This window comes from Duffyella sp. Ts4, assembly GCF_051851875.1.
Taxonomy (GTDB): Bacteria; Pseudomonadota; Gammaproteobacteria; order Enterobacterales; family Enterobacteriaceae; genus Duffyella; species Duffyella gerundensis.
Window position 1 is genome coordinate 365,253 of record NZ_JBLYPN010000001.1, and the last position, 22,995, is coordinate 388,247.

Here is a 22,995-nt window from a genome sequence, read left to right on the forward strand (position 1 = left end):
GTCATATTAGTGCAGAGTAAGCCGGGTAATATCGTCATCAATACCCAGTTCTTGCTTGAGCTGTTTTTTGCTTTTGGTGACGATCTCGCCGCCCTTCGCAATGCTCATATGCTGCGCCTGCTCGTTGTGCTGAGACTGCCACAGCATCACCAGCTGCAGCGAATGCGCTTTTTGTTCCGGGGTCAGCGCCACGCCGTCCGGCCATTTCCCCAGCTCAACGGCCGTCGCCAGACGTTGATAAACTTCTGGCGTCATTGCCGCCAGTACACTCTGTAGATCCTTATCCATGGCTTACCCTTTTACCTGATTGCCGTCGTCGTCGGTAAAACGCATTGACGCAGAATTTACGCAGTAGCGTTCGCCGGTAGGCTGCGGGCCGTCAGGGAAAACGTGGCCCAGGTGCGCATCGCAACTTCCACAGCGGATTTCCGTGCGGTGCATGCCGTGAGTATTATCTTCCAGATAACGAATCGCATCATCCTTCACCGGCTCATAAAAACTGGGCCAGCCACAGCCAGAGTCGTACTTGCTTTCAGAAAGAAACAGCGGTGCATTACAGACCAGGCAGTGATAGATACCTTCAGCTTTGTTGTGCAATAACGCGCCTGAGTAAGGCGGTTCGGTGCCACGTTGCTGGGTAACGTAACGCTGCATTTCGTTCAGCTCAACGTCTGATGCATGGTGCGTATCGGGTTTTGCCATAATTGAAGGTCTCGAGGAAGGTGAATCTGGAAATTTCGGCTAATATTCTAACAAACACCTAACAATGGCAGCTGAATAATTTGTGCCCTGCCCTGTTCGGTAGCAACAAGAGTCTGAATTTGTGATGAAGATCACTCTTAGCGATGCAGGGTCTTTTCGGGACTGTGCAGAGCAAAGCGAAGTGAGCAAAAATCAGCTGTCAGAGGCGATCGGCAGAGGAATAATTCCTCGCCGAGGAATTGACCTGTCGCAACTATTGACACGATTCCGCTTGACGCCTGGTAAGGTTTTTGTAATTTTACAGCCAACCTTTTATTCACTAACAAATAGCTGGTGGAATATATGACTATCAAAGTAGGTATCAACGGTTTTGGCCGTATCGGTCGCATCGTTTTCCGTGCTGCTCAGCAGCGTTCTGACATCGAGATCGTGGCAATCAACGATCTGCTGGATGCAGAATACATGGCTTACATGCTGAAGTATGACTCCACTCACGGCCGTTTCGACGGTACCGTTGACGTGAAAGATGGTCATCTGGTCGTAAACGGCAAAACCATTCGCGTTACCGCTGAGAAAGATCCGGCTAACCTGAAATGGGGCGACGTAGGTGTTGATGTTGTTGCTGAAGCAACCGGTATCTTCCTGACCGACGAAACTGCACGTAAACACATCGCTGCAGGCGCGAAGAAAGTGGTTCTGACCGGTCCATCGAAAGATGACACCCCAATGTTTGTTCGCGGTGCCAACTTCGACAAATATGCTGGCCAGGATATCGTATCTAACGCCTCCTGTACCACCAACTGCCTGGCGCCACTGGCTAAAGTTATCAACGACAAGTTTGGTATCGTTGAAGGCCTGATGACCACCGTTCACGCGACCACTGCCACCCAGAAAACCGTTGATGGCCCGTCTCACAAAGACTGGCGCGGCGGCCGCGGCGCATCTCAGAACATCATTCCATCTTCAACTGGCGCAGCGAAAGCTGTAGGCAAAGTGCTGCCAGAACTGAATGGCAAACTGACCGGTATGGCTTTCCGCGTACCAACGCCAAACGTTTCTGTGGTTGACCTGACTGTACGTCTGGAAAAACCAGCGTCTTACAAAGAAATTTGTGAAGCGATCAAAGCCGCTGCTGAAGGCGAAATGAAAGATGTACTGGGCTACGTTGAAGACGACGTGGTTTCTACTGACTTCAACGGCGAAGTGCTGACCTCTGTATTTGATGCGAAGGCCGGTATTGCGCTGAACGACAACTTTGTGAAACTGGTTTCCTGGTACGATAACGAAACTGGCTACTCAAACAAAGTTCTCGACCTGATTGCACTGGTTTCTGCAAAATAATTTGCAGCTCCGTTTCAGGCAAAGGGCGACTTCGGTCGCCCTTTTTTATCGTGCCGCTGATGGAAGGATTAGCTTATGACCCACACCATTTTTTCGCTGCCGGTGGTTAACCAGATTTCACCTTATCTCTCACAACGCCAGCTGGGAGAACTGCCAGTTATCGCCATTAATCACCCGTTATTTCGTGCAGCTGTGACCCTGCAGGGTGCTCAGCTGATTGCCTGGCAGCCCAATGGCGAAGCGCCAGCGATTTGGCTCAGTGAAAAATCCGCATTCTCGCCGGGTAAGGCGATTCGCGGCGGCGTGCCGATCTGCTGGCCGTGGTTTGGTCCGGCGGGAGAACCGGCGCACGGCTTTGCGCGTACGTTGCCGTGGACGTTAAGCGCCCACGATGAAAACGATCAGAGCGTCATGTTGACCTTTGTGCTGGAAAGCAGTGAACAGACGAAAAAGCTGTGGCCGCACGACTTCACGCTGTTTGCCCGCTTCCGCATTGGTGAACGCTGTGAAATCGAGCTGGAAGCGCATGGCGACTACACCGCTACCGCAGCGTTGCACACCTACTTTGCCGTGGGTGATATCAACCAGACGGAAGTCACTGGCTTAGGCAACACCTTCATCGATAAGGTGAAAAACGGTGAAAACGGCACCTCTGATGACGGCAAACAGCGTTATACGCAGCGGGTTGACCGCATCTATACGCAGCCCGAAGATTGCAGCCTGATCAACGATGCGGCCAATAACCGCATCATTGAGGTATATCACCATTATCATCAGGATGTGGTGACCTGGAACCCAGGCGCTGAGCTCTCCTGCAGCATGCAGGATATGGCCAACGACGGCTACAAAACCATGGTTTGCGTGGAGACCGCGAGCATCAACCAGCCGATGAAAAGTGCGGGCGAAACGCCTGCCCGACTGGCTACCACCTTCCGCTTGCGCCGCAAAGCGTAATCTCTCCGCGGCGAGCATCGTCTCGCCGCGTCATACCATATCAAGCGGCTGTTTGCCGGTCGGCGGCGGAAAAGCCTGATTGATCAGCGCCAGTTCTTCACTGCTCAGCGTGACCTGCATCGCCAGCGCATTCTCTTTCACATGCGCCGTTGAACTGGCTTTGGGAATCGCCATTACGCCCTCTTTACGGATAACCCATGCCAGCAACAGCTGAGCCACGCTGATGCCCTTTTGTTGTGCAATTTCCTGCAGCAACGGATGCGTAAGCAACTGATGGCGCAATTTACCTGCCTGTGCCAGCGGACAATAGGCCATTATCGGCAGGCTGCGCTGCTGACATTCCGGCAGCAAATCGTATTCGATACCGCGTGAAGCCAGATGATAGAGAACCTGATTTGTCGCACAGGCATCACCGCCCGCTTCCTGCCACAGCTCATGCAGATCCTCGACGTCAAAGTTAGAAACGCCCCAGCGACCGATTTTACCCTGCTGCTGAAGCGTCTGCATGGCCAGCAGCGTCTCTTCCAGCGGCACGTTGCCACGCCAGTGCAGCAGATAGAGATCAAGATAATCGGTCTGTAGCCTTTTCAGGCTGCGCTCGCACGCTTCTATCGCCTCAATCGCGCTGGCGTGCCAGGGATAGAATTTCGATACCAGAAATGCCCGATCGCGACGTCCCTTCAACGCCATGCCAACCACCTTTTCCGCGCCGCCTTCAGCATACATTTCCGCGGTATCGATCAGCGTCAAACCGGCATCAAGGCCCGCCTGCAGCGCCGCTATTTCGCGCTGCTGTTCAGCAGGCTGCTCACCCATGAACCACGTACCCTGTCCCACAGCGGGTAATGCGATACCGCCAAGGTTTACATGCTGTGTCATCTTGCCTCCTGTTGCGCCATTGTTGCGCCCCGGAAATGCACAAAAGGGCGCAAGCGCCCTTTTATCGTGCAGATCAGCGGACGATTAGAATGAATAGCTGATGCCTGTCCAGACAGAAACCTGATCATCGCGATCCACCATCGGACTGTCTTTGACTTTGCTGGAGAGACGGGTATAGCGACCCGAGACAGTGGCATTCCACTGCGTGCTGAGCTGATAGCTGGCGTTCAGCTCAACGTACGGATTCCAGCTGTCATCAGGATCGTAGCTGTTAATGCCGGTACGCGTCGATTCATGATCTGACACGCCAAAATAGTAGCGGTTTTGATTGGCGCTGCTCCACAAGGCACCAATGCCCGGCGTCAACGTAAGCTGACCAAGCTTAACCGGATAGAGCCAGGTTAAATCCCAGATGATACCGTTGCTGTTGTTCAGCACGTCTCCTAATAACGCGGTGCGCACCACGCCCCACTCGGCGGTGTGGCGATAGGTTGCGCCCGCCATCAGCGTCATGCGGCGCTTATCCAGCGCTTTCATGTCGCTGTGATCGTTGTCCTTAGGATCATATTTCTGCGGCGATCCCACCAGCGTTAAAGACAGCTGATCCTGCTGATCTTTCCACAGGTAGTAACCTCCCTGCAGGCTACGGAACCAAAAGCTGTCGCCTTCATAATTAATGATCGGAATCGGCAGATAACGATCCTGCCCACCGCGATAAGGGCTCTGTGCATAAAGCACTGAGGCGCCCAGTGAGAGCGTTTCCGCCTGAGTTAATGCAGAGGTAAAAGCACAAGGTAAAATAACGGTCAGCGCGCTAAGTTTGAAATAGTTCACAATTTATTCATTCCATAAATATAACAATGACAATATCGGTGCCACAGCTAAAGCGACAGCGTATACCTGTTTGTGTGGCGCAACGTATATAGCAAAATAGCATCAACCGTGACAGAGTGAAGGGCACACGAGATTTACAAATCCCCGCCAGGCCGCGCTATATGCAGGAACCACGCAAGTTTCGCAAACTTTCTTATTGAAAAATCATCAAAAAGGGCTTTTTGCCCGAGAATTAATCTGGAGGTCGATCTACAGTTAACTCTCATACCAACTCAATTCTGAGAGAAGAGTAACCCTATAATTTGTGTATTTCCAGGAGAATACGCCAGGTTGGCATAAGGGTTGCTGTACTTAATTAAAGGATATCTTCCGGGAGCAGCTGGGTTTCCTTTTACGCTCCTTACCTGTGCTAAAAACAAAAGGACGGGCATTGCTATGAATATATTCGATCACTATCGTCAGCGTTATGAAGCTGCCAAGGACGAAGAGTTCACACTGCAGGAATTTCTTGCTACCTGTAAGCAGGATCGCAGTGCATACGCCAACGCGGCAGAGCGACTGTTAATGGCCATTGGTGAGCCAGTAATGGTCGATACTGCTCTCGAGCCACGCCTTTCCCGCTTGTTTTCCAATCGTGTTATCGCGCGTTATCCCGCCTTTGAAGAGTTTTACGGCATGGAAGAGGCGATCGAACAGATTGTCTCTTATCTGCGTCATGCAGCCCAGGGGCTGGAAGAGAAGAAACAAATTCTCTATCTGCTGGGCCCGGTAGGTGGCGGTAAATCCTCGCTAGCTGAACGGTTAAAAGCGCTGATGCAGCGCGTGCCTATTTACGTACTTAGCGCCGATGGCGAACGCAGCCCGGTCAACGACCACCCGCTCTGCCTGTTTAATCCGCAGGAAGATGCGCATATTCTGGAAAAAGAGTATGGCGTGCCACGGCGTTATCTCGGCACCATCATGTCACCCTGGGCGGCCAAACGCCTGCATGACTTTGGCGGCGATATCACCCGCTTCAAGGTGGTTAAAGTCTGGCCGTCGATTCTCGAGCAGGTGGCGATAGCGAAAACCGAGCCGGGTGATGAGAACAACCAGGACATCTCCGCGCTGGTCGGTAAAGTGGATATTCGTAAACTGGAAAACCACGCGCAAAACGATCCCGATGCCTACGGTTACTCCGGTGCGTTGTGCCGCGCCAATCAGGGCATCATGGAATTCGTCGAGATGTTTAAGGCACCGATCAAAGTGCTGCACCCGCTGTTAACCGCCACTCAGGAAGGTAACTATAACGGCACCGAGGGGATCTCTGCCCTGCCCTTTAACGGCATCATTCTGGCTCACTCTAACGAATCAGAATGGGTGACCTTCCGTAATAACAAAAATAATGAAGCGTTCCTTGACCGTGTTTACATTGTCAAAGTGCCGTATTGCCTGCGCGTGTCGGAAGAGATCAAAATCTACGACAAACTGCTGACCCACAGTGAGCTGACCACCGCGCCCTGTGCGCCAGGCACGCTGGAAACGCTGGCACGCTTCTCAATCCTTTCACGTCTGAAGGAGCCGGAAAACTCCAGCACCTACTCAAAAATGCGCGTCTATGACGGTGAAAGCCTTAAAGATACCGATCCGAAAGCGAAGTCCTATCAGGAATATCGCGATTATGCTGGTGTCGACGAAGGCATGAACGGCCTGTCGACGCGTTTTGCCTTTAAGATTCTGTCACGCGTATTTAACTTTGATCATGCCGAGGTCGCAGCGAACCCGGTACATCTGTTCTATGTCATTGAGCGGCAGATAGAGCGCGAACAGTTTCCTCAGGAGCAGGCGGATAAATACCTCGAGCATCTTAAAGGCTATCTGATCCCTAAATATGCCGAGTTTATTGGCAAAGAGATTCAGACCGCCTATCTGGAATCCTATTCCGAATATGGTCAGAACATCTTTGATCGCTATGTCACCTACGCTGATTTCTGGATTCAGGATCAGGAATACCGCGATCCCGATACCGGACAGCTGTTCGATCGTGAATCACTCAACGCTGAACTGGAGAAGATTGAAAAACCGGCTGGTATCAGCAATCCCAAAGACTTCCGTAATGAGATCGTTAACTTTGTCTTACGGGCGCGGGCGCAGAACAGTGGACGAAATCCTAACTGGACCAGCTATGAAAAATTGCGCACGGTGATTGAGAAAAAAATGTTCTCGAATACCGAAGAGCTGCTGCCGGTTATTTCATTCAATGCCAAAACCTCAACGGATGAGCAGAAAAAGCATGACGACTTTGTCGATCGCATGATGGAAAAAGGCTATACCCGCAAACAGGTACGTTTGCTGTGTGAATGGTATTTGCGCGTGCGAAAATCGTCATAAATCATTGCGTACCATCAGGCCGGGGAAGCCCGGCCTGCCAGCCATGTGGTTTGGGGGAAAGTTATGGCCTATTTCATCGATCGGCGTCTTAACGGTAAGAACAAGAGCGCGGTTAACCGCCAGCGCTTTCTGCGCCGTTATAAGTCGCAAATTAAGCAATCGATATCCGAGGCCATCAATAAGCGTTCGGTTACCGATGTGGAAAGTGGCGAATCCGTATCCATTCCCGTTGATGATATTAATGAGCCGGTATTTCATCAGGGTCGCGGCGGCAACCGCCAGCGCGTCCATCCTGGCAACGATCACTTTGTGCAGAACGATCGCATCGAACGCCCACCGGGCGGAAGCGGTGGCGGCGGAAGCGGCCAGGGCAATGCCAGTCAGGATGGCGAAGGAGAAGATGAATTCGTCTTTAATATCTCCAAAGATGAATATCTCGACCTGCTGTTTGAAGATCTCGCCCTGCCCAACCTGCGTAAAAACCAGCATCGTCAGATGAATGAGTATAAAACCCACCGTGCCGGTTACACTGCCAATGGCGTACCGGCCAATATCAGCGTGGTGCGGTCATTACAGAATTCACTCGCGCGTCGCACCGCGATGACCGCTGGCAAGCGGCGCCAGCTTGGTGAACTGGAAGAGGCCCTGTTAACGCTGGAAAATGCCGAACCGGCACAGCTGCTGGAGGAGGAACGGCTGCGCAAGGAAATTGCCGAGCTGCGGGCACGCATTGCGCGCGTGCCGTTTATCGACACCTTTGATCTGCGCTACAAAAACTTTGAGAAGCGGCCAGAACCGTCCAGTCAGGCGGTAATGTTCTGTTTGATGGACGTTTCAGGCTCAATGGATCAGGCCACTAAGGACATGGCTAAACGCTTTTATATTCTGCTCTATCTGTTCCTGAGCCGAACCTATAAAAACGTCGATGTGGTCTATATCCGCCATCATACACAGGCGAAAGAAGTGGATGAGCAGGAGTTTTTCTACTCGCAGGAAACCGGCGGCACTATTGTTTCCAGCGCGCTGAAGCTGATGGATGAGGTGGTGAAAGAGCGTTACGATCCGAATCAGTGGAACATCTACGCTGCACAGGCTTCAGATGGCGATAACTGGGCGGATGATTCACCGTTGTGTCATGAGATTTTAGCGAAAAACATCCTGCCCGTGGTGCGTTATTACAGCTATATTGAGATTACCCGGCGGGCGCACCAAACCCTGTGGCGCGAGTATGAACATCTGCAGTCGATGTTTGATAACTTTGCTATTCAGCATATTCGCGAGCAAGAAGATATCTATCCGGTATTCAGAGAGCTGTTTCATCGCCAGGCCGCAGAAGCCTGACGCAAGCACTAAAAAGCCGGCTAATCACCGGCTTTTTTATGGGCTGCAAGATAAAAAGAGAACGCCTGGCATCAGGCCGCTGCGCCCCGCGGATGTGCCGCCAGATGCGAAGCCCACAGGCTGGCAATCCACTTCACCCCTTTTGCCGTAAAGCGCGCCTGTGAAAAAGTGTGTGCGTTTTCGCCCACACCAGCACGCAGCGTAAAGCGGCCAGCCGCGATGTGCTGCTGATGCGGCGCCATGCTGTTATTGATGCGGTACATCACGTTGCGCTCCAGCAGGAACTGGCGGAAATCGGTCTCTTTCGCCTTGAGCATTTTACACACCTGGCGAAAACCCAGTGACTCATCCACCGTGACATAGCGATCAAAAAACTCCGCCTTCGGCGCAAACAGGGCTAGCTGTTTTTCTGCTGCCTGCCGCTGTTCAAACTGCTCTGCCCAGGCGCGAGCCGCTACCGCCGGATTGGTAAAATCGGGCAGATGGTTGACCTGTTCGCGCGCCTGCCAGCGATCCAGCGCTTCCGCGGTAAAGCCAGGCGATAAACGGGCAACCGCCAGTAACGAGTCGCGTTTGTTAAGGCGATACTCCTGACGAACCTCGCCCGAGGCAGATTCATAGTCCCATGCCGTTAACGGTTCAGTTAAACGCTGGGCGGTTTCCAGGCTGTTAATCAGTCGCTTAACTTCGCCGTGCGTGATGCCTGTCAGTTCGGCAATTTCACGGCTGCTCATTGTGACTGATTGATGAAGAGAATTAAGGCTCTCAGTTGAAATCATCATAGGCTTCACCAGGTAGTTGTTAACGACATCCACTCTGACCAGAGTTCAAATATTATACCAAACACTGTTTAAACATCCAGTATTTATTTTAACCATTTCCATGTTTATTACTGCTGCAATTAACAGCTTGTTTTTACTGTTAAAAGATCAACAAGTTATTGATAATGCGTTATGTTTTGACAACCCATTGGCTTATGCAACACACTGGAAGCCTGAATGTTTATCTAACTGAGGAGAAAATGTCTTGGAAGACAGCGCGATTTACAGTTTGTATATCATTGGTTCGGTGTTGGTCGCTGCCAGCATCCTGCTGAGTTCTTTTTCATCGCGCCTTGGCATTCCTATTCTGGTTATCTTTCTTGCACTTGGCATGCTGGCGGGCGTGGATGGCATCGGCGGTATCGCCTTTGATAACTATCCCATGGCCTACCTGATTTCTAACCTTGCGCTGGCGGTGATTCTGCTCGACGGCGGCATGCGTACTAAAGCGACCTCCCTGCGCATCGCGCTTGGGCCCGCCCTGTCGCTGGCAACCGTGGGCGTTCTGATTACCGCTGGCCTGACCGGCATGGCGGCGGCATGGCTGTTTAATCTCGATATGATGCAGGGCTTTCTGGTCGGTGCCATCATCGGCTCCACCGACGCTGCTGCGGTGTTCTCACTGCTGGGCGATAAGGGGCTGAATGAACGTGTCAGCTCAACGCTGGAGATTGAATCAGGTAGCAACGATCCGATGGCCGTGTTCCTGACCATCACGCTCATTGAGATGATTCAACAGGGCGAAACCGGCATCAGCTGGATGTTTGTTGTGCATCTTATTCAGCAGTTCGGTCTGGGAATTGTGCTGGGGTTGGGCGGCGGCTGGGCCCTGCAGCAATTAATCAACCGCATCACCCTGCCACAAGGGCTCTATCCCCTGCTCGCGGTCAGCGGCGGTATTCTGGTGTTTGCGCTGACCACGGTGCTGGAAGGCAGCGGTATTCTCGCCGTTTATCTGTGCGGTTTTCTGTTGGGTAACCGGCCGATTCGCAACCGTCACGGTATTTTACAGACCTTTGACGGCATGGCCTGGCTGAGCCAGATCGGCATGTTCCTGGTGTTGGGCTTGCTGGTCACGCCTTCCAGCCTGTGGCAGATCGCTGTACCGGCTATGCTGCTCTCATTGTGGCTGATCCTGGTTGCCCGCCCGTTATCGGTGTTTGTTGGCCTGCTGCCTTTCCGGGCCTTTACGCTGCGCGAGCGCGGCTTTATTAGCTGGGTGGGTCTGCGCGGCGCGGTGCCGATTATCCTCGCGGTATTCCCGATGATGGCAGGCCTGGAAAACGCCACGCTGTTCTTTAATATCGCGTTTTTTGTGGTGCTGGTTTCGCTGATGGTTCAGGGCACTTCGCTGGGGTTTGCGGCGCGTAAAGCTAAGGTAGTGATACCGCCGATGGCCTCGCCAATTAACCGCGTGGGTCTGGATATTCACCCGGAAAATCCGTGGGAGCAGTTTGTTTATCAGCTCAGCGCCGATAAGTGGTGCGTAGGCGCGGCGCTGCGGGATTTAAAAATGCCGCGTGAAACTCGCATTGCCGCGCTGTTCCGCGACAATGTCTTGATGCACCCCACCGGCAGCACCCGCCTGAAAGAGAACGATGTGCTGTGTGTCATTGGCCGTGAGCGCGATCTGCCTGCGCTGGGCAAGATGTTCAGCCAGACGCCACCGGTTGCCCTCGATCAGCGTTTCTTTGGTGACTTTATCCTTGAGGCTGACGCGCGGCTGCGCGATGTGGCGCAAATCTACGGTCTTGAGCTCGATGAAAACACCAACGACCGCCAGACGCTGGGCCAGCTGATCATGGGCCTGCTTAACGGCACGCCGGTTATCGGCGATCAGGTGGAATGGAATAACCTGATCTGGACAGTAGCGGAAAAAGAGGAAAATCAGGTGGTTCGTATCGGTGTGCGTATGGCAGAAGAGAAGGATTAATCCTGGAGAATAAGCCTCGTAATTCCTGCGGCAGGAGCTACGCTTAATGTTCACCGTATTAACAGGAGGTCATCATGGGACATGTAGTCAAAATTGGTCGCTACGAAATTGTAGACGCCGAACTGGACGTGCAAAACCTCGATACGGTTAGTATTCCTTGCAATACTAATCCGGGCTTAATAACCCAGCTTGATGGCTGGGATAAAGAGACCAGCGTGCCGGCATGGATCGATGGTAAGAAGGTTGATTTAAAGCTTGGTCATTATGATAAAGAGCAGGACCTCTGGATATTAAAGAAGCCTGCCTGAGCCAATAATCTGACCCGCTATTTCACCTGAATAGCGGGTTGTCCTAATTGTTACGCTTGACACTCCCCACTGCACTTAACGTCATCGATAATAAAATCTTATATTTCAATAAATTAAGATAATTTCCCTAATAAGCATTTCTCGCCTTTTCAGACAAACTCCATATTAACTAAGTCCCACTTCTCCTGCATACTCTGATCCGTTGCTGCACAATTTCGTGAGTTTCATCACGCTACGTTTATTCTTTTTTATGCAGCGCCTATGGCAGCAAAAACTTCATGTACTGGTAATTAATCCTTATTAATTAACCGGTGAGAACCCCTGAGCGTGTACTTGATTCTGGTCAGGCATCTTTTACTTTAGAAAAGAGAGCAGGTTTTATGGCAAGTACCATTGTGTTAAACAGTGCGGGTCGCACTTATAGCGGCTTGCGTAAAAATATCATCGCCAAAGTGACGTTATCCCTTTCCGATCTTCTGGCGTTGAATCTGGCACTTTTTCTCTCGGCCGCTACGGTGCAGGGTATTTGGGGCAATCTCGACCACTTTATTCCGCCGCAGCAAATTGAAAACCGCTTCATGGCGCAATTTGTCATGTCGGTATTGTGCACCGGATGGTTTTGGATACGCATGCGCCACTATACGTATCGCAAACCTTTCTGGTTTGAGTTGAAAGAGATCATCAAAACCTTGTTTGTGTTTTCGCTGCTGGATCTGGCGCTGATCGCCTTTTCCAAGTGGGATTTCTCACGTCTGATTTGGGGCTTCAGCTGGACCTACGCGCTGATCCTGCTGCCGCTGTTCCGGTCGCTGGTGAAACATGTGATCCACAAAGCGGGTCAGTGGCATAAAGAGACGGTGATCATCGGCTCCGGCAAAAACGCCATGGAAGCCTATGCGGCGTTGCAGAGCGAAGAGATCCTGGGCTACAAGGTCACTGCCTTTGTGGCGCTGGAAAATGAGCGCTTCCCGGAGAGCGTGAACGGCGTACCGGTTATTACCCAAAAAGATATCAACTGGGAGAAAATGGACCTGGATAACACGCAGTTCATCGTTGCCATGGAGTACGAACAGCAGGCCACGCGGGATAAATGGCTGAAGTTCCTCTCCAAAATGAAATGCCGCTCGGTTTCAGTCATTCCAACGCTGCGCGGCGTGCCGCTGTATGGCACCGATATGTCGTTTATTTTCAGCCATGAGGTGATGATCCTGCGCGTCAGTAATAACCTCGCCAAGCACTCATCGCGCTTCCTGAAACGCACCTTTGATATTGTGGTGGCATCGATGCTGCTGCTGTTCCTCGCACCGGTGTTTGGCCTGATCTGCTGGCTGGTCAAACGCGACGGCAGTAACGCGATCTATGGGCATGAGCGTGTTGGGCAAAATGGCGTGAAGTTTAAATGCCTTAAGTTTCGTTCAATGGTGACCAACTCGCAGGAAGTGCTGCAAAACCTGCTGGCGACCAGTGCCGAGGCGCGCGCTGAATGGGACAAAGATTTTAAACTCAAAAACGATCCGCGTATCACCCGCATCGGCGGCATCCTGCGCAAAACCAGCCTCGACGAACTGCCGCAGTTGTGGAACGTGATTCGTGGTGAGATGAGCCTGGTGGGCCCGCGCCCGGTAATTGAAGCCGAGCTGGAACGCTACGCCGGTGACGTCGATTACTATTTGATGGCCAAGCCTGGCATGACTGGCTTGTGGCAGGTCAGCGGACGTAATGACATTGATTACGATACGCGCGTTTACTTTGACTCCTGGTATGTCAAAAACTGGGCGCTGTGGACCGACATCGCTATCCTGTTTAAAACCGCGGGCGTGGTGTTCCGTCGTGATGGCGCCTACTGATCCCGCTCAAAAGCCTGTGCGGCGCTGCCGCGCAGGCTTTCCTGCCGAAACGCACAATCCGCCTTCCTTTTTGACGCTGAACTCACTACCCTGTCCGGCTTGATTTTACGGGATGTGAATCGACTGTTATGCGCTCTTTTACTTTATTACTGCTGAGTCTGGTGCTGTTAGGGCCGCTCGGTATCGATCTTTATCTGCCTACCCTGCCCCAAATTGCCGCCGGACTGGACACGCCGATTGCCTCAATTCAGTCGACGATTCCGCTGTTTCTGCTGGTGATGGGCCTGGGCCAAATTGTTGCCGGTCCGCTGGTGGATAATTTTGGCCGCAAGCCGCTGGCCCTGATCGGCCTGGCGCTTTATGCCGTCGGCAGCATCGTCGCGGCAACGGCGGCATGGTGGCCGATGTTCCTGGTAGCACGCATTATTCAGGGCTGTGCCGTGTGTTGCACCGCGGTGGTCGCCTTCAGCGGTGTACGCGATCGTCTTTCCGGCGACGATGCCGCGCGCGCCTACGGCTTTCTCAACGGCGCATTAAATATCGTTCCTGCGCTGGCGCCGATGCTGGGCGGTTTTCTGGCCGAAGCCTTTGGCTGGCGTGCTAACTTCTGGTTTCTCACCGGTTATGCCGTGTTCATCACGCTGATTGTCGTGCTCTGGCTACCGGAAACGCGTCCGGCTGACACCCAGCGCGTCGCAAGCCTGCCCTTACGCCAGTATGCCGCGATTTTACGTGAGCCACGTTTTCTCGCCTTTGCCTTTGCCAACGCTGGCGCGCTGGGCATGGTATTAACTTACGTTTCGCTGGCACCGCACGTCTTGATGAGCACCGGCGGGCTGAGCGCCCTGCAGTTCTCGGTGGCGTTTGGCGCCAACGGCCTGTGGATCATGCTGGTCAGCGTGCTGGTGAATAAGATCATTCGCAAGGTTGGACGTCCTTTCTGCCTTGCTGCGGGCTGCCTGACCATGCTGAGCGGTTGTATATTGCTCAGCGCTGGCGAGCATTTGCTGCCCGGCAGCTGGCAGACGCACTGGGCGCTCTATATGATTCCGGTGGCGGTTTCCGTTGCGGGACTGGCGTTTACCGTGGGTCCGGCAACCAGCTATGCGCTGGAACCTTATCAGCAGCAGGCAGGTGTGGCATCAGCGTTACAGGGATGTATTCAGATGGCAGGCGGTGCCGCGGGCGGGCTACTGTTTATGGCGCTGCCGCTGACTGAAAAAACGGCGCTGGCGGGTATGATGCTGCTGGGTTCATTGCTGGCGTTCATCGCCTGGCGCTGCAGTCGAAAAATGCGCGGTACGCTGACCGCGCTCTGATTCAGATAACGTTAACCGGTACCCGCGGGGCGAGCGCGCACATTAGCTCATAACCCACGGTGCCGGCAGCCTGCGCCACATCATCGATTTTTACCTGATTGCCCCACAATTCCACCGATGTACCGATGCCTGCCTGCGGGCACGGCGTCAAATCGACCATCATCATATCCATGGAAATTGCGCCAATGGTTTGGGTTAGCACGCCATCCACCAGCACTGGCGTGCCGGTTGGCGCATGACGCGGATAGCCATCAGCATAGCCACAGGCCACGATACCGATACGCTGTTCGCCACTGGCGCGATAACGGTAGCCGTAACCCACGCCATCACCCGCAGCCAGTTGCTGCACGCCGATAATTTCACTCTGCAGCGTCATCACCGGCTGTAAGCCGCTACTGGCGATATCGCACCACTGACCGCTGGGCGAAGCGCCATAAAGAATAATACCGGGCCGCACCCAGTCGTAATGCGTTTCAGGATGCCACAGCGTCGCAGCGGAGTTTGCCAGCGAGCGCGGTGCTTCCAGCCCTTCTGCCGCCTGCTCAACCAGCCGCAACGGCGCGGTGATGCCATCCGCTTTCTCCGCTTCGGCAAAATGGGCCATCAGGGTCATTTCGCCCACGGTCGCTAAGCTGCGCAGCTTGCGCCACACGGCATTAATTTGCTCTGGCCGAAAACCAAGCCGGTTCATCCCGCTGTTCATCTTCAGATAGATGTCGACCGGCGCACTCAGCTCTGCTCTTGCCAGCGCCTGAATCTGCCAGTTACTGTGAATGCTGGTGGTGAGGCGGTAGCGATCGATGATCGCCAGGTCATCCGCATGAAAAAAGCCTTCCAGCAGCAAAATGGGCTTTTTCCAGCCCTGTTCACGCAATAACACCGCTTCTTCAAGATTCAACAGCGCAAAACCGTCAGTATCGCTGAGCGCCTGCCAGCAGCGTGCAATGCCGTGACCATAGGCATTGGCTTTCACCACCGACCAGACACGAGAATGCGGGGCCGCCTTACGGGCAACCTGCAGGTTATGCCGCAACGCAGCGCTATCGAGGGTTGCGACAACTGGGCGTGACATAAAACGTCTCCTTGTAAAACTTATTGCGCCACATCCGCACGCTGCAATGGGCGATGAGAGTCTGCGCTAAAGCCAGGCAGATAACGGAATACCGACAGATCATCAGCCGCAATCGCTGGCGTAGTACCAGAGATGATGTCCGCCAGCAGCTGACCCGATCCGCAAGCCATCGTCCAGCCAAGCGTGCCATGTCCGGTATTCAAAAACAGATTGCTCAGCGGTGTCCGTCCTACAATCGGCGTGCCATCCGGCGTCATCGGACGCAATCCGCTCCAGAAAGTGGCCTGTTCAATATGGCCGCCTTCAGGATAGAGATCCTGCACCACCATCTCCAGCGTTTCACGTCGTGCCGGCAGCAGTTTGCTGTTAAAACCAACGATTTCCGCCATGCCGCCGACGCGAATGCGCTGGTCGAATCGCGTCACGGCAACTTTGTAGGTTTCATCCAACACGGTTGATAGCGGTGCCGCCTCGGCGTTTTTAATCGGGATAGTCAGTGAATAGCCTTTCAGCGGATAGACCGGCACGGCGACGATATTGCGCAGCAGCGCCGTTGACCAGGAACCAAAGGCCACAACGTAAGCATCACCTTTGATCACCTCATCGCCACATTTAACGCCGTAGATGCGGTTGCCTTCACGCAGCAACTGATCAACGCTGAGATTGAAACGGAAGGTCACGCCCGCCTCTTTGGCCATTTCCGTCAGCCGTTGGGTGAACAGCTGGCAGTCGCCGGTTTCATCATTCGGCAAACGTAAACCACCGGTGAGCTTATGCTGCGTTGCCGCCAGTGCGGGTTCAACGCGCGCCAGCTCATGAGCTTCCAACAGTTCATAGGGCACGCCCGCTTCCCGCAGCACGGCAATATCTTTGCTCGCGCTTTCATACTGTTGCGCGGTGCGAAACAGCTGCAGCGTGCCGCCCTGGCGACCTTCATAGGCAATCGCGGTCTCTTCACGCAGCGCCTTCAGGCAGTCACGGCTGTATTCCGCGATGCGCACCATGCGGCTCTTGTTTTGCTGATAGTGCGTCATGTCGCAGTTGCGCAACATTTGCCACATCCATTCCATCTGAAAGCGACTGCCGTCCGGGCGAATCGCCAGCGGCGCATGACGCTGAAACATCCATTTAATCGCCTTTAACGGCACGCCCGGTGCAGCCCATGGCGCAGCATAGCCCGGTGAAATTTGCCCGGCGTTTCCGGCGCTGGTTTCCATCGCTGAAGCGGGCTGACGATCGATCACCGTGACCTCGTGTCCCGCTTTAGCCAGATACCAGGCGCTGGCAACGCCGACTACACCACTTCCAAGAATGACAACCCGCATAGTGTCTCCACCGCATCAACAAAAGAGGAATAAACCAGTTTATCGCCTGCACTCAGGTTGAATATGCTACTCAACTTTGTCGTACAGTTCATGAAGGTATTTCACATCTTTTTTACTTTTTTGGTAACTAAAAACAGACGCTAAGGTGAAATACAGAATATTGTGCGCAGGACAGGCGTTTTATGGCGGCTTATGAGTTTGTCAGCGGCAAAAAACGAAGTCAGCAGCAGAAAAGAGTCGCATCATCGCTTTCACTTATAAACAGAGCTTTATTCTTCATAAATAGCCAAAGCCCAACAGATACTTCAGGCAACCGGCTTAATTTGGCTCACAGCCTGTTTTTCCTCAAACTTTTCCGTTGAGTTCATGATTCGGATGGGTCACAGTGATCTATCATTGAAGTGTTCGCTCAGTTTATTTGGGCTGTCTTTCTCAGGATGAAGCCTTGAACAATCTGAACTGGTCGTGATGCCATCAGGGTGCGCGGCAGGTTTGCAAAACAGAGGTGCGCTATGACGACTATCTTTGACGATCCGATTAAGGACAGCAAACGACTCAGTGATGGACCCGACTGGACATTCGACCTGCTGGACGATTATCTGGCTGAAATTGACCGCGTGGCCAAGCTCTACCGGCTCGATACCTACCCGCATCAGATTGAAATCATTACCTCCGAACAGATGATGGATGCCTATTCCAGCGTCGGCATGCCTATCAATTATACCCACTGGTCGTTTGGCAAAAAATTCATCGAAACCGAACAGCGCTATAAACATGGTCAGCAGGGCCTGGCTTATGAAATCGTCATTAATTCGAACCCCTGTATCGCCTATCTGATGGAAGAGAACACTATCACCATGCAGGCGCTGGTGATGGCGCACGCCTGTTACGGCCATAATTCGTTCTTCAAAAACAACTATCTGTTTCGCAGCTGGACCGATGCCAGCTCGATTGTCGATTATCTGCTGTTTGCGCGTAATTACATCTCGGAATGCGAAGAGCGATACGGCGTTGAAGAAGTGGAACGGCTGCTCGATTCCTGTCATGCGCTGATGAACTATGGTGTCGATCGCTACAAGCGCCCGTCGAAGATCTCCCTACAGGAAGAGAAGGCACGGCAGAAGAGCCGTGAAGAGTATTTGCAGAGTCAGGTGAATACGCTGTGGCGCACGCTGCCACGCCGCGAAAAAGAGGAAGTGCATGTCTCCGCCGCGCGCTATCCATCTGAGCCGCAGGAGAACTTACTCTATTTTATGGAGAAAAACGCCCCGCTGCTGGAATCCTGGCAGCGTGAAGTGCTGCGTATCGTGCGCAAGGTCAGCCAATATTTCTACCCGCAAAAACAGACGCAGGTGATGAACGAAGGCTGGGCGACCTTCTGGCACTACACCATTCTTAATCATCTTTATGATGAGGGTAAGCTGTCCGATCGGGCGATGCTGGAATTTCTGCACAGCCATACCAACGTTATCTATCAGCCGCCTTACAACAGCCAGTGGTACAACGGCATCAATCCTTACGCGCTGGGTTTTGCCATGTTCCAGGACATCAAGCGCATCTGTGAATCCCCTACTGAGGAAGATCGCTACTGGTTCCCGGATATTGCTGGCAAAGACTGGCTGGAGACGCTGCACTTCGCCATGCGCGAGTTTAAGGATGAGAGCTTTATCAGCCAGTTTCTCTCACCGAAAGTGATGCGGGATTTCAGGCTGTTTAGCGTGCTGGATGACGATCGCAATAACTATCTGGAGATCGCGGCGATTCACGACGAAGCGGGTTATCGTGCGATTCGCCAGCAGCTTTCTGCGCAATATAATCTGAGCAACCTTGAGCCAAACATTCAGGTCTATAACGTCGATTTGCGTGGCGATCGGTCACTCACCCTGAGCTATGTGCCGCAAAGCCGCGCGCCGCTTGATAAGAGCCGCCGAGAAGTGCTGAAACACGTTAACCGGCTCTGGGGCTTTGATGTTTATCTTGAGCAACAGAATGAAGATGGTAGCGTGGAGCTGCTCGACCGCTGCCCGCCGCGCCCGGCTTCACTCTGAATCAGCGCCATAAAAAAAGCCGGAGCAATCCGGCTTTTTTCTGGCTGATTAACGCCGCGCGGGCGGCAAATCGGCGGGCATCGATTTTTGCATCCCGTGCCAGATTTCTCCGCTGCGACGGCCATATTCACGTACCACGTCAACCACCGCCTCTTTTTCTCCTTTCTCACACAGCGTCAGCAAATGGCGGTAAAAATCGCGTGCCAGCTGACGTGCTTCAGGATTGGAAAAATAGTAGCGACCCACGCGGGTGTACAAACCTTTCAGGCCGTTGAGAATCAGACCATAAATAGGATTGCCGGAAGCGTAAGCCAGCCCACGGAAAATACGGTAATCGAGTTGGGTATAGGCATCCGCCTCGTCAGCGGCCAGTTCAGCGGTAAGCAGCACTTCCCTCGCCTTCTCCGGGTGGTGTCCAACGGCGCGACGGATAAAAATCGAGGAAATATTGGTGCGGACAGAGAGCAGATTATCGATCAGCTGCGGCACGCTATCGTGATCCAGACGCGCCAGCGTTTCGAGAATATTCAGGCTGGAAGTTTCCCAAAAATCATTAACCTGCGTCGGTTTACCATGTTGAATGGTCAACCAGCCATCGCGCGCCAGACGCTGCAACACTTCACGCAGCGTAGTGCGCGTCACGCCAATTAATTCTGACAGCTCACGTTCGGCGGGCAGAATGGACCCGGGCGGAAAGCGGCTGTTCCAGATGCTCTCAATAATATACTCTTCAGCGAACCCGGCAGGGCTCTGCGCCTTAATGACCATAGCGTAATAATCTCGTTGCTTTATTAATCGGCGTAATGGACTCATCATACCAGACGGCCTGGCGCGGATACAGACTACGTGCGGATTTAGGCCATTTCGCAGCAGAAAATACTGCCCCGATCGCTTTCCGGGGGTAAGCCTGCGTCTACCCGATCGATGCTGCCTGCGTAAAAGTGCCTGACAACCCCTAATAAGTTAATTTAAGTCATTTTTTTCCGCGATTTCTGGTCGCGCGTGCTGGCAGCGCCTGGCTTTTGGTTTACACTGCCGTGTCGATTTTCACTGTATGGGAAGAGGTATGTTGCGATATTTGAATCAGTGTTCTCGCGGGCGCGGTGCCTGGCTGTTAATGGCTTTTACCGCGTTTGTGCTTGAAATGGTTGCGCTTTACTTCCAGCATGTGATGCTGCTAAAGCCCTGCGTGATGTGCATTTATGAGCGTTGCGCGCTGTTTGGCGTCATGGGCGCCGGGATTGTTGGCGCAATTGCGCCGCGCACGCCGCTGCGTTTTATCGCGCTGGGTATCTGGATCTACAGCGCGTGGCAGGGTATTCGTCTCTCTTATGAACACACCATGATTCAGCTCCATCCTAACCCCTTTACCACCTGCGATTTTGCCGCACGCTTTCCGGCCTGGCTGCCGCTGGATAAATGGTTGCCTTCGGTGTTTGTGGCCAGCGGCGACTGCGCCGAGCGCGGCTGGGCCTTTCTGTCGCTGAGCATGCCGCAATGGATGATAGTGGTATTTGCCTTTTACCTGATCGCCGCTGTACTGGTCACGCTGGCCCAGCCTTTCAAGCCGAAGCGTCGCGACCTCTTCTCCCGCTGAATCAGCAGCAATAAAAAAGGGCCCTGCGGCCCTTTTATCTTATTCAATGGTCCATTCAGGACGATTGATGATGTGCTCTTCCCAGTCTCTTACCTGGCTTTCGCGTACGGCGATGTGCCGGACAGAAATGCGCGCGCTGTGCATAGCGGCTTTATTGCCCGCCCGCAGCGGATGCCACTGCGGTAAGCCTTTGCCCTCGCCTAACAGACGATAAGCGCAGCTGGGCGGCAGCCAGGAGAAGGTGGTGAGATTTTCACGCGTCAGTTTGATGCAACCCTCTTCCATTTCAAAACGGCGCTCATAGTTACGGCACTGACAGGTTTTGATGTTAAGCTGGTTGCAGGCGACATTAGTGAAATAAATCTCGTCGGTATCAGCATCCTGCAGTTTGTTCAGACAGCACTGGCCGCAGCCATCACACAAGGATTCCCATTCCTCATCGCTCATCTGCTCAAGGCTTTTTTGTTGCCAGAATGGAATCTCAGTCATGATGATTGTCCGCTAATGAAAAACCGCACCTTATATAAGGTTGCACGCTGTGATGCAACCTTTTAAAGCACGCGAGTAGAAATGCGTTCGCCGTTAAGCGAGATATCCAGCTTGTCACCCGAGCTCATCGGACCAACGCCTTCCGGCGTGCCGGTGAGAATAACATCGCCCGCACGCAGCGTGAAATAGTGACTCATGTAGGCAATCAGCGGCAAAATCGTGTGAATCATATCAGCGGTGCTGCCGTGCTGGCGTACCTCGCCATTGACCGACAGCTGTAACTCGCAGTTTTGCGGATCGCCGGCAAACGCGTTAACCGGAATAAAGCCGGAAAGTGGGCAGGAGTTATCGAACGCTTTGGATTTTTCCCACGGCTGCCCGGCTTTCTTCAGCATCGCCTGCAGGTCACGCAGGGTTAAATCCAGCGCCACACCGTAGCCCGCAATCGCCTTCAGCACATGATCTTCAGATGCCTGCTTCAGCGTCGCGCCAATCAGCACCGCCAGTTCCACTTCATGATGCACTTCGCCAAATTGGGTGGGCAACGAGAGTGGCTGACGCAGATCGCACAGCGCGGTTTCCGGCTTGATAAAAATCACCGGCTCGGTTGGCGTTGCACTGCCCATTTCTTTGATGTGTTTCGCGTAATTGCTGCCCACGCACACCACTTTACCTGCGGGATAATCTAATAAGGCGCCCTGCCAGTTACGATGCTGATACATGCTAACCTCTGCATTCAATGAGTGATGATGCCAGCCGAAGCTAACCTCTGTTTACGGCGAGATCGCATCGGCCAGACGACCAATGCTGATGGCAAAATAATAGGACCGATTCCACTGCATGATAGTGCGAAAATTGTCATAAACCATAAACGCGCGTCCCTGTAGGTCATCGGGCAGAATAATCCATGCGCGCTGCGTATCGGCTGAGGACGCGCCCGCTGACGCCTGCGCGCCGAGGCGACGCCATTCGGCAACGCTTTTTGCCTTGCGGGTCTCAATACCGGCCAGTGACGCGGTAAACTCAGCAGGTAGCGTCACTTCTTCTCCCCAGCGTTGCGTCTGATGCCACCCCTCTTTCGCCAGGTAATTCGCAGTGGACGCAAAGACATCGTCGAGATTATTCCAGATATCGATTTTGCCGTCGCCATCTCCGTCCGCACCGTAGTTGAGAAAGGAGCTGGGCATAAACTGATTCTGCCCCATCGCGCCCGCCCAGGAGCCAGACATCGCATGATCTGGCAGATGCCCTTGCTCGATGATGGTCAGTGCAGCCAGCAATTCACGGGTAAAAAACGCCTCGCGGCGGCCTTCAAACGCCAGCGTTGCCAGTGCAGAAATCACATCTTCTTTACCCTGAATACGACCAAACTGGCTCTCCATCGCCCATAACGCCACGATGTACTGTGGCGGCACACCATAACGCTGGCTGACACGTTGCAAAGCCGCCTGGTGATCCTGCATGGCAGCTTTCGCCTGTGTAATTTTACTGTCAGGCAGAACGCGGCGCAGATAGTCATCAAGGGTAATCTGCTGTTCCGGTTGCTGCTGATCAGCCTTGATCACCCGATCGACAAAATGCACGCTGGCAAAGGCGCGCTCGAGAGTGGGCTGGCTGATGCCCTGCGCGCGCGCTTTGGCTTTAAGCGACTCTACAAAGGCGGGAAACTCGGCGGGGTCGCGCCCCTGTTGCGACAAGGTTTGTTGCGCTTGATCCGGGGCAGCCGCGCGGCTCGCTGGCACGACGCATCCTGCCATCAAAAGCGCACCCAAAATGATGCCTGGCGCAGGATGTTTCATGTTGAGTTCCTTATAT

General features: G+C 53.3%; 21 protein-coding genes. 10 read left to right on the plus strand and 11 right to left on the minus strand.

Annotation, left to right across the window (positions count from 1 at the left end; translation table 11 throughout):
* Positions 1–6: 6 nt before the first annotated feature.
* Both ACJY2L_RS01750 and msrB read right to left on the minus strand, forming a co-directional pair.
* Complete coding sequence (locus tag ACJY2L_RS01750; RefSeq protein ID WP_187487743.1) at positions 7–288, minus strand: YeaC family protein; 282 nt, start codon at positions 286–288, stop codon at positions 7–9.
* A 3-nt stretch (positions 289–291) separates the two neighbouring features.
* Complete coding sequence (msrB, locus tag ACJY2L_RS01755) at positions 292–702, minus strand: peptide-methionine (R)-S-oxide reductase MsrB (RefSeq protein ID WP_067431122.1); 411 nt, start codon at positions 700–702, stop codon at positions 292–294.
* Between the two features lie 342 nt (positions 703–1,044).
* Here msrB and gapA point away from each other — a divergent pair, with 342 nt between their 5' ends.
* Together gapA and ACJY2L_RS01765 are read left to right on the plus strand one after the other, a co-directional pair.
* Positions 1,045–2,043 carry a glyceraldehyde-3-phosphate dehydrogenase gene (gene gapA / locus ACJY2L_RS01760; protein WP_067431125.1) on the plus strand — a complete coding sequence of 333 codons (999 nt, stop codon included), beginning with the start codon at positions 1,045–1,047 and terminating at the stop codon, positions 2,041–2,043.
* Positions 2,044–2,118: 75 nt separating this feature from the next.
* A complete protein-coding gene (locus tag ACJY2L_RS01765) occupies positions 2,119–2,997 on the plus strand; it encodes a D-hexose-6-phosphate mutarotase (protein WP_067431127.1) in 879 nt (292 codons plus the stop codon).
* Positions 2,998–3,027: 30 nt separating this feature from the next.
* Here ACJY2L_RS01765 and ACJY2L_RS01770 read toward each other — a convergent pair whose 3' ends face one another.
* The gene (locus tag ACJY2L_RS01770) at positions 3,028–3,876 is read right to left on the minus strand and encodes an aldo/keto reductase (protein ID WP_439212175.1); all 849 of its coding nucleotides are present in this window, start codon (positions 3,874–3,876) and stop codon (positions 3,028–3,030) included.
* Positions 3,877–3,960: 84 nt separating this feature from the next.
* A complete protein-coding gene (locus ACJY2L_RS01775; protein WP_439212176.1) occupies positions 3,961–4,710 on the minus strand; it encodes a MipA/OmpV family protein in 750 nt (249 codons plus the stop codon).
* Positions 4,711–5,145: 435 nt separating this feature from the next.
* Here ACJY2L_RS01775 and yeaG point away from each other — a divergent pair, with 435 nt between their 5' ends.
* Positions 5,146–7,080 (plus strand): protein kinase YeaG, encoded by a 1,935-nt coding sequence (yeaG, locus tag ACJY2L_RS01780; protein ID WP_067431136.1) that lies wholly within the window; start codon positions 5,146–5,148, stop codon positions 7,078–7,080.
* 63 nt (positions 7,081–7,143) lie between these two features.
* Entirely contained in the window at positions 7,144–8,421 is a 1,278-nt protein-coding gene (locus tag ACJY2L_RS01785; RefSeq protein ID WP_439212177.1) for a YeaH/YhbH family protein, read from the plus strand.
* Between the two features lie 71 nt (positions 8,422–8,492).
* Here ACJY2L_RS01785 and ACJY2L_RS01790 read toward each other — a convergent pair whose 3' ends face one another.
* The gene (locus ACJY2L_RS01790; RefSeq protein WP_067431142.1) at positions 8,493–9,203 is read right to left on the minus strand and encodes a phage antirepressor KilAC domain-containing protein; all 711 of its coding nucleotides are present in this window, start codon (positions 9,201–9,203) and stop codon (positions 8,493–8,495) included.
* A gap of 244 nt (positions 9,204–9,447) precedes the next feature.
* Here ACJY2L_RS01790 and ACJY2L_RS01795 point away from each other — a divergent pair, with 244 nt between their 5' ends.
* From ACJY2L_RS01795 to ACJY2L_RS01810, 4 genes are all read left to right on the plus strand, one after another.
* Positions 9,448–11,175 carry a potassium/proton antiporter gene (locus ACJY2L_RS01795; RefSeq protein WP_067431145.1) on the plus strand — a complete coding sequence of 576 codons (1,728 nt, stop codon included), beginning with the start codon at positions 9,448–9,450 and terminating at the stop codon, positions 11,173–11,175.
* A 74-nt stretch (positions 11,176–11,249) separates the two neighbouring features.
* On the plus strand, positions 11,250–11,483 hold the full coding sequence (locus ACJY2L_RS01800; protein WP_067431147.1) for a DUF1480 family protein: 234 nt from the start codon (positions 11,250–11,252) through the stop codon (positions 11,481–11,483).
* Positions 11,484–11,863: 380 nt separating this feature from the next.
* Positions 11,864–13,330, plus strand: a complete 1,467-nt coding sequence (gene wbaP, locus ACJY2L_RS01805; RefSeq protein WP_067431150.1) for an undecaprenyl-phosphate galactose phosphotransferase WbaP — start codon at positions 11,864–11,866, stop codon at positions 13,328–13,330.
* Between the two features lie 128 nt (positions 13,331–13,458).
* Positions 13,459–14,649, plus strand: coding sequence for a multidrug effflux MFS transporter (locus tag ACJY2L_RS01810; RefSeq protein ID WP_067431153.1), 1,191 nt, complete (start codon positions 13,459–13,461; stop codon positions 14,647–14,649).
* A gap of 1 nt (position 14,650) precedes the next feature.
* Here the strand turns inward: ACJY2L_RS01810 and dadX are convergent, their stop codons facing one another.
* Together dadX and ACJY2L_RS01820 are read right to left on the minus strand one after the other, a co-directional pair.
* A complete protein-coding gene (gene dadX / locus ACJY2L_RS01815) occupies positions 14,651–15,721 on the minus strand; it encodes a catabolic alanine racemase DadX (protein WP_439212178.1) in 1,071 nt (356 codons plus the stop codon).
* Positions 15,722–15,741: 20 nt separating this feature from the next.
* A complete protein-coding gene (locus tag ACJY2L_RS01820) occupies positions 15,742–17,046 on the minus strand; it encodes a D-amino acid dehydrogenase (RefSeq protein ID WP_439212179.1) in 1,305 nt (434 codons plus the stop codon).
* Positions 17,047–17,558: 512 nt separating this feature from the next.
* On the opposite strand from ACJY2L_RS01820, the gene ACJY2L_RS01825 reads away from it, so the two are divergent.
* Positions 17,559–19,094 carry a SpoVR family protein gene (locus ACJY2L_RS01825; protein WP_067431163.1) on the plus strand — a complete coding sequence of 512 codons (1,536 nt, stop codon included), beginning with the start codon at positions 17,559–17,561 and terminating at the stop codon, positions 19,092–19,094.
* A 48-nt stretch (positions 19,095–19,142) separates the two neighbouring features.
* Here ACJY2L_RS01825 and fadR read toward each other — a convergent pair whose 3' ends face one another.
* On the minus strand, positions 19,143–19,862 hold the full coding sequence (fadR, locus tag ACJY2L_RS01830) for a fatty acid metabolism transcriptional regulator FadR (RefSeq protein ID WP_067431165.1): 720 nt from the start codon (positions 19,860–19,862) through the stop codon (positions 19,143–19,145).
* A 298-nt stretch (positions 19,863–20,160) separates the two neighbouring features.
* Between fadR and dsbB the strand changes: the two genes are divergently transcribed.
* On the plus strand, positions 20,161–20,691 hold the full coding sequence (gene dsbB / locus ACJY2L_RS01835; RefSeq protein WP_439212180.1) for a disulfide bond formation protein DsbB: 531 nt from the start codon (positions 20,161–20,163) through the stop codon (positions 20,689–20,691).
* Positions 20,692–20,730: 39 nt separating this feature from the next.
* On the opposite strand, the gene ACJY2L_RS01840 is transcribed toward dsbB, so the two are convergent.
* The 3 genes from ACJY2L_RS01840 to ACJY2L_RS01850 all read right to left on the minus strand — a co-directional run bounded on the left by ACJY2L_RS01840 (position 20,731) and on the right by ACJY2L_RS01850 (position 22,979).
* Positions 20,731–21,180, minus strand: a complete 450-nt coding sequence (locus ACJY2L_RS01840; protein WP_187486052.1) for a YcgN family cysteine cluster protein — start codon at positions 21,178–21,180, stop codon at positions 20,731–20,733.
* Positions 21,181–21,242: 62 nt separating this feature from the next.
* Positions 21,243–21,902 (minus strand): fumarylacetoacetate hydrolase family protein, encoded by a 660-nt coding sequence (locus ACJY2L_RS01845; protein WP_439212181.1) that lies wholly within the window; start codon positions 21,900–21,902, stop codon positions 21,243–21,245.
* A gap of 51 nt (positions 21,903–21,953) precedes the next feature.
* Positions 21,954–22,979 carry a lytic murein transglycosylase gene (locus ACJY2L_RS01850; protein WP_439212182.1) on the minus strand — a complete coding sequence of 342 codons (1,026 nt, stop codon included), beginning with the start codon at positions 22,977–22,979 and terminating at the stop codon, positions 21,954–21,956.
* Positions 22,980–22,995: the final 16 nt, after the last annotated feature.

Bases quoted from the DNA above. Each gene is read 5' to 3' on its own strand.
- ACJY2L_RS01845 (WP_439212181.1), bottom strand. From the start codon at position 21,902: ATGTATCAGCATCGTAACTGGCAGGGCGCCTTATTAGATTATCCCGCA.
- gapA (WP_067431125.1), top strand. From the start codon at position 1,045: ATGACTATCAAAGTAGGTATCAACGGTTTTGGCCGTATCGGTCGCATC.
- ACJY2L_RS01840 (WP_187486052.1), bottom strand. From the start codon at position 21,180: ATGACTGAGATTCCATTCTGGCAACAAAAAAGCCTTGAGCAGATGAGC.
- ACJY2L_RS01820 (WP_439212179.1), bottom strand. From the start codon at position 17,046: ATGCGGGTTGTCATTCTTGGAAGTGGTGTAGTCGGCGTTGCCAGCGCC.
- dsbB (WP_439212180.1), top strand. From the start codon at position 20,161: ATGTTGCGATATTTGAATCAGTGTTCTCGCGGGCGCGGTGCCTGGCTG.
- msrB (WP_067431122.1), bottom strand. From the start codon at position 702: ATGGCAAAACCCGATACGCACCATGCATCAGACGTTGAGCTGAACGAA.
- ACJY2L_RS01770 (WP_439212175.1), bottom strand. From the start codon at position 3,876: ATGACACAGCATGTAAACCTTGGCGGTATCGCATTACCCGCTGTGGGA.
- ACJY2L_RS01800 (WP_067431147.1), top strand. From the start codon at position 11,250: ATGGGACATGTAGTCAAAATTGGTCGCTACGAAATTGTAGACGCCGAA.
- ACJY2L_RS01850 (WP_439212182.1), bottom strand. From the start codon at position 22,979: ATGAAACATCCTGCGCCAGGCATCATTTTGGGTGCGCTTTTGATGGCA.
- ACJY2L_RS01810 (WP_067431153.1), top strand. From the start codon at position 13,459: ATGCGCTCTTTTACTTTATTACTGCTGAGTCTGGTGCTGTTAGGGCCG.
- ACJY2L_RS01750 (WP_187487743.1), bottom strand. From the start codon at position 288: ATGGATAAGGATCTACAGAGTGTACTGGCGGCAATGACGCCAGAAGTT.
- ACJY2L_RS01765 (WP_067431127.1), top strand. From the start codon at position 2,119: ATGACCCACACCATTTTTTCGCTGCCGGTGGTTAACCAGATTTCACCT.
- fadR (WP_067431165.1), bottom strand. From the start codon at position 19,862: ATGGTCATTAAGGCGCAGAGCCCTGCCGGGTTCGCTGAAGAGTATATT.
- wbaP (WP_067431150.1), top strand. From the start codon at position 11,864: ATGGCAAGTACCATTGTGTTAAACAGTGCGGGTCGCACTTATAGCGGC.
- ACJY2L_RS01825 (WP_067431163.1), top strand. From the start codon at position 17,559: ATGACGACTATCTTTGACGATCCGATTAAGGACAGCAAACGACTCAGT.
- ACJY2L_RS01785 (WP_439212177.1), top strand. From the start codon at position 7,144: ATGGCCTATTTCATCGATCGGCGTCTTAACGGTAAGAACAAGAGCGCG.
- dadX (WP_439212178.1), bottom strand. From the start codon at position 15,721: ATGTCACGCCCAGTTGTCGCAACCCTCGATAGCGCTGCGTTGCGGCAT.
- ACJY2L_RS01790 (WP_067431142.1), bottom strand. From the start codon at position 9,203: ATGATGATTTCAACTGAGAGCCTTAATTCTCTTCATCAATCAGTCACA.
- yeaG (WP_067431136.1), top strand. From the start codon at position 5,146: ATGAATATATTCGATCACTATCGTCAGCGTTATGAAGCTGCCAAGGAC.